Source organism: Longimicrobium sp. (assembly GCF_036387355.1).
Taxonomy (GTDB): Bacteria; Gemmatimonadota; Gemmatimonadetes; order Longimicrobiales; family Longimicrobiaceae; genus Longimicrobium.
The window spans coordinates 1-5,828 of record NZ_DASVTX010000083.1 but is presented as its reverse complement, the minus strand read 5'-3'; the positions used below and the strand labels follow the sequence as shown (position 1 = coordinate 5,828).

Genomic DNA, 5,828 nt, shown 5'->3' with positions numbered 1-5,828 from the left:
CTGCTTGCCGGTGAGCATGAGGTCCAGCGCGGTGCGCAGCCCCACCAGGCGCGGGAGCCGCTGCGTGCCGCCCGCGCCGGGAATGATGCCCAGGTTCACCTCGGGCAGGCCCAGCTTGGTCTTGGGCGAGTCGGTGGCGATGCGGTAGGTGCAGGCGAGCGCCGTCTCCAGCCCGCCGCCCAGCGCGGCGCCGTCGATGGCGGCTACGACCGGGATGCGCAGGCGCTCCAGGCGGTTCAGCAGCTGCTGGCCGGCGCGGCTGGCGGCCTCGGCATCCGCGGGCGTGTTGAAGTTCTTGAACTCCTCGATGTCGGCGCCGGCGATCCAGGTGCCGCGCTTTTCGGAAATGAGCACGGCCGCGCGCACGCCGTCTTCGCCCGCGTCCAGCCGCTCGATGACCTCGTTCATCTCCTCGATGAGCCCGGCGGAGATCACGTTCACGGGGCGGGCGGGGTCGTTCATCCGGATGACGGCCAACCCGTCCTCGATCTCCATCTGGACCGCCGCCCGGGTGGCGGGCTCTTCCAGCGTCGTTGCCATCGCGCGCTCCATGTAAGGGCGTGAGTTAGTGCGGTTGTGCGCGGGCGGAAAGACGGACGCGCCCGAGAAATCAAGTGCCCAGGTTCAAGTGCCCAGTTCCCAGGGTCCAGTGCCCGCGCATCGTGCGAGCCAGAAGATTCAACCCAGGCCCCGGCGCGCCTGAGCGGATGAATCCGCCGCTCAAGAAGCGGTAACCCCCGACACGAGGCCGCTGTCGCGTCCACGTTCGGGGCTTCAACCAACCCGGCTACGGTCCCCATCCGCGCGGCCGGCATCGATGCCGCGGATGCAGTCCGCGCAGGCGGACTTCGTGTATCTCGAGACGCGGTTTCAACCGCCGGACGACGCGTCCGATAGGCTCCGCGCCCTCGCCCCACACCCACCCGCACTGGCCACGCGACGCGCACCGTCGCCCGCCCGCGCGCCGAACGGCTCCCCCTCGCCCGTTGCGGGAGAGGGGGCTGGGGGGAGAGGGGTGCGTCAGCATGCGCCACTTCATCCGTGGTGCACGGAAATGGCGTTGCCGTCCGCCCCTCCGCCGCCCCGTCCTACGCGGACATCCCTCCATCCACCGCGAGCACCTGGCCCGTCACGTAGCCGGCGGCGGGGGAGAGCAGGAACAGCGCCGCGCCCAGCAGTTCATCCTCCGCGCCCACGCGGCCCAGCGGAACGATACGGGCCAGCGCCTTTTCGCCGCGGTCCAGCACCTTTTCCGTCATCTGCGTGCGAAAGAAGCCCGGAGCCAGCGCATTCACCCGGATGCCGTGCCGCGCCCACTTGACCGCAAGGTCCCGCGTGAGGGCGATCACCGCGCCCTTGCTGGCGCTGTAGCCGGCTGCGTCCAGCACCTCCGGCGGGCTCCCCTGCAGCCCCGCGATGGAGGCGATGTTCAGAATGGCGCCCGGCGCTTCCCGCGCGATGAGCCGCAACGCCATCTCGCGCGAGCACAGAAAGGTGCCAGTCGCGTTCACGTCCATCACCTTGCGCCACGCGTCCAGCGTCATCTGCGCGGCGGGCGCGCCCCAGCTGGTGCCGCTGTTGTTCACCAGCAGGTCCACCGGCCCAAGACGCGCCTGCACCTCGTCGAAGGCGGCGCGCACCTCGTCCTCGCTCGCCACGTCCATGCGCAGCGCCAGCGTGCGCGTGCCGTGCTCGTCCGCCAGTTCGCGCGCCACCCCCTCGCACGCCTCCCGCTTGCGCGACGCGAGCGCCACCGCGGCACCGGCCTGCGCCAGCCCGCGCGCGATCTGCTCGCCCAGCCCGCGGCCGCCGCCGGTGACCAGGGCCACACGGCCGGACAGATCGAACAGCTCGCGGACGCTTCGCATGCGCGCTCCGGATGGCGGGGTGCCCGGGTGGTCGCCGGTCAATCTAAGCGCTGCGAAAACCCGCGCAAATGCTCACAAAACTGAGCCGCGCTCACCGGTCCGCGGGGGAGGGCTGCCGCCGCTCGTCCGGCGCGTTGCGGTGCAGCGAGCCGGCCATGGCGGAATAGGGGACGAGGAGGAGCGCCAGCAGCAGCGCAAAGTTCACCGCGGCAAAGGCGGTGCGCAGCCCCATCCGGCGATGGAAGGCGATGGGCGGGCGGTACGCCGTGCCCGGCCCTTCCAGCAGAAACACCACGAGCGCCGCGTGGATGGGCGTGTGGCCGATCACCTCCACCTTGCCGAACACCAGCGTGGTGGTAAAGAAGACGAGGGTAATGACCAGCGCCAGCGGCCGCTGCAGCAGGTTGATGATGAGCAGGTAGCCCAGGCTGAACTCCACGAACGCGGCGCCGAGCAGAAAGAAGCGCAGGTCAAACCCCAGCGCGAGCTGCGGATGCTCGTCCAGCACGTGCAGCGCCCACTGCGGATAGATCACCTTCTCCAGCGCGACCCAGCAGAGGGAGAAGCCGACGGTGGCGTACAGCGCGGGAATGCCGGTGCCGCGGATGCGCTCCCCTTTGGCGCCGCTGGTGAGCAGATACCACCCGGCCCCGGCGTACAGCAGGTAGTCCAGCATGTGAAAGGCGCCGTACCGCGCCAGCCCGATCAGGTAGAGGACGATCAGGCCGGCGCCCGCCGCGGGCACCGTGCGGCGGAACAGGAGCAGGAACGAGCAGGCGAACTGCATCCACCCGATCCATCCCGCGCCGCCCTTGAGCTCCGGCGCCAGCAGCGCGTCCGCCTGCCACGACAGCAGCAGCGCCGCCCCGATGCCGATGCGCATCACCAGAACGGAGTCGCCGCGGCGCGCCTCCAGCCACTCGTTCACACGGCGGTAGGCGGGGAGCGTTTCCAGCCTGCGGTCCACAAAGACGAGCGCGGCGATCACCGCCATGCTCAGCACGGCGAGCGCGATGAACAGCGGGCCCACGGCTTCGGCCAGCGTGCGCGGCTCGTCGCGAAAGCTGAACTCGGTGAACCACTTGACGTGCGCCGCCGCCGGCCGGGGCACCAGCGCCCCCGCCGCCGCGGCCATCCCCATCGTCCAGCGCGTCGCCCGTCCCGTCATTAATCCCCTCCCGTTGGTGTGCCGCCCCGCGCCGCACGCCCCGCGCCAATCGCCCCTCACTCCACCAGCACCGCGCGGCGCCAGCGGCGGACGGAGTTGATGAGCCACAGTTCGTCCGCGCCGCGCAGGTCGGCGGGGGTCAGCACGCGCTCGCGGATTTCGCCGGCGCGCAGCAGGTGGCCGCGCAGCACGCCGGGGAGCAGGCCGCAGTCCAGCGGCGGCGTCCAGAGCGCGCCGTCGATCCGTGCGACGACGTTGGCGATGGCGGATTCCGTGACTTCGCCGCGCTCGTTGACGAGCAGCACGTCGTCCACGTCCGGGCGAGCGGCGGCACGGCGCCAGTACTCCGCGCGATGCGTGGTCTTGTGAAAGAACAGGGGATCGCGGCTGTCCACCGGGTCGGCGGAGAGGGCGACGCGCACGGGCTCGGGCGACGGATCCAGCGGCGCGGCGGCGACGGACGGCGTGCCCGCCCGGTCGACGGTCAGTCGCACGCGCATCGATTGATTGCCGAAGCCGGACGCGGCGGTGCGAAGCGCGTCCCCCACCGCCGCACGGTCCCACGCGAAACCGAAGTACGCGGCGGAGGCGGCCATGCGCGCCAAGTGCCCATCCAGAAGCAGCCATCCGCCGTCCGGCTCCCAGAGCAGCGTTTCCAGCAGATCGAAATCCACGGGCGCGCGGCGAGTGAACCGCGCCTTGTCCAGGCACTCCTGGTACTCCGCGCCGGGGTCGGAATCGAAGGTGATGCCGCTCCCCACGCCCAGCTCCGCCGACCCCGCGCCGTGGTGCAGCAGCAGCGTGCGAATGCCGACGCTGAACACCGCCTCGCCGGGGGACACGAAGCCGATGGCGCCGCAGTACACGCCGCGCGGCTCCTCCTCCGCCCCGGCGATGATCTCCATCGTGCGCACCTTGGGCGCGCCCGTCACCGATCCGCAGGGAAAGAGCGCGCGGAAGAGGTCCACCAGCCCCACGTCCGCGCGCAGGCGGGAACGGATGGTGGACGTGAGCTGATGGACGGTTTCGTAGCGCTCCGGCGTGAACATCCGCTCCACGCGCACGCTGCCGAACTCGCTCACCCGCCCCGCGTCGTTCCGAAGCAGGTCCACGATCATCAGGTTTTCCGCGCGGTCCTTGGCGGATTCCGCGAGTTCGGCGGCGAGGGCGGCGTCCTCGGCCGGCCAGCGCCCGCGCGGACGGGTACCCTTCATGGGCCGCAGCTCCAGTTGCCCATCGCTGGCGCGAAAAAAAAGTTCCGGCGAGGCGGACAGGATGGAGACGGGGCCGAGCCGCAGGTGCGCGCAAAAGGCGGAGCGCTGCGCCATGCAGAGGCGCGCGTACAGCGCGTCGGCATCGCCGCGGAAGGGGGCGCCCAGGCGGGCGGTGAAGTTGACCTGGTAGGTGTCGCCCGCGGCGATCAGCGCGCGGATGTGCTCAATGCGGGCGCGGTACTCCGCCTCGCCGATGCGCATGCGCCACGGCCCCAGCTCCGCCGCCGCGCCGTTGGCAAAAACGGGCGCGACCTCGTCGCGGTGCTCATAGGCGGCGAACCAGGCGAGGGGGAGGCGCGGGTCCGGCGGGCGGGTGGCGAGGGCGGGATCAAGGGCGGGAGCCGCTTCGTACGCCACGTATCCCGCCACGTGCAGCCCGTTGTTCGCCGCGCGCTGCACGGCGGCGAGGGTGGGGACGACGCCGTCCAGCGTGTCCGCCCGCAGGATGGCGCGCAGCCCGCGGAAGCGGAAGGAGCGCGTGCCGCCCGGACCTCCGGGCGCGTCGAACCGCACGGAAACGGGCTCCGTGCCCGCCGCCGCGCTGGTGCTGGTCGCTGGTGCCGCCCGCCGTTCGTCCAATCCGCCTCATCCGTCCGGGAGAAGCGGGAAAGATCGGCGCGCGGCGGGGCGCTCCGCAACGTCCGCTACACGACGGCGGTGCGCGCGGCGGCTTCTTCGGCGGCGGTGCGCTCCGGGCGCTGCATCACGGGAACCGCCGTCTGGCACCACTCCCACAGCCCGTCATCCGTCTGCTCGGCCCAGTGGGGCGGACGCGGATACAGGCGGCGCTTTTCGCCGCCGCCCGCAAAACAGAGCCAGCCGTCGACCATCTCCCGCGGAAGGTGAGACCCGTTCCCGCGCGGGTCCGTCATCTCTTCAGGAATCACCTCCCACACGTTCCACTCGGTCCCGTCCGGCGCCGTGAAGCTGCGTACTGCCATCTAAGTGTGCCTCGTGCATGAGTTTGCGCTGCGCCCGCGCAGGTGCAAGGCGCGGGCCAGCGGGAACACGCGACGGCTTTGGGCAGGCACTGCTACAAGCCAGAGGCGCACCACGTAGCCTCGGAAACCCTGCCGCTCCGTGGGAGACAACAAGACTCTGGACGGCTCACTTAATACGACGTACATTGTAAATCGCGCAGTGAAGTGCCCATGTCCACAGTTTCACTTACGCCCTGAAGCGCGAACTCCTCGCGCTGCATGCTTACCAGTCCGGAGATCCGCGCCTTCCACGCCGTAACGCGAGAGAAATCCCATGGACAAGATGAAGCTGAGCCTGGACACGCTGAAGGTGGAGACCTTCGAGGCGGTGACGGAGACGGAGGAGCGGGGGACGGTGCGGGGGAACGAGATGTTCGTTTCCTTCCCGAACACCTGCGCGGACACCAACTGCGGCAAGTCGTTCTGCGTTTCGTCGCCCTGCGCCTGTTGATGGGCCGGTGATCGATGGGCGGCTCCCGCGCGCACCCTCACCGGCGCGGGCCTCCGGCGCGGGCAGCCGCCCAGCAGAGCGGGGGCG

Annotated in this window: 6 protein-coding genes; 1 reads left to right on the top strand and 5 read right to left on the bottom strand. The window is 70.9% G+C overall.

The window, feature by feature from the left end:
* From VF665_RS03985 to VF665_RS03965, 5 genes are all read right to left on the bottom strand, one after another.
* Positions 1-540: enoyl-CoA hydratase-related protein (locus VF665_RS03985; RefSeq protein ID WP_331052114.1), on the bottom strand; the 540-nt coding region annotated here is incomplete at its 3' end.
* Positions 541-1,088: 548 nt separating this feature from the next.
* The gene (locus tag VF665_RS03980; RefSeq protein ID WP_331052113.1) at positions 1,089-1,868 is read right to left on the bottom strand and encodes a glucose 1-dehydrogenase; all 780 of its coding nucleotides are present in this window, start codon (positions 1,866-1,868) and stop codon (positions 1,089-1,091) included.
* Between the two features lie 91 nt (positions 1,869-1,959).
* Positions 1,960-3,036, bottom strand: a complete 1,077-nt coding sequence (locus tag VF665_RS03975; protein ID WP_331052112.1) for a hypothetical protein — start codon at positions 3,034-3,036, stop codon at positions 1,960-1,962.
* A gap of 56 nt (positions 3,037-3,092) precedes the next feature.
* Entirely contained in the window at positions 3,093-4,889 is a 1,797-nt protein-coding gene (gene pabB / locus VF665_RS03970; protein ID WP_331052111.1) for an aminodeoxychorismate synthase component I, read from the bottom strand.
* A gap of 65 nt (positions 4,890-4,954) precedes the next feature.
* The gene (locus VF665_RS03965) at positions 4,955-5,251 is read right to left on the bottom strand and encodes a hypothetical protein (protein ID WP_331052110.1); all 297 of its coding nucleotides are present in this window, start codon (positions 5,249-5,251) and stop codon (positions 4,955-4,957) included.
* 313 nt (positions 5,252-5,564) lie between these two features.
* Here VF665_RS03965 and VF665_RS03960 point away from each other — a divergent pair, with 313 nt between their 5' ends.
* Entirely contained in the window at positions 5,565-5,741 is a 177-nt protein-coding gene (locus tag VF665_RS03960) for a hypothetical protein (protein ID WP_331052109.1), read from the top strand.
* The last annotated feature ends 87 nt before the right edge of the window (positions 5,742-5,828 follow it).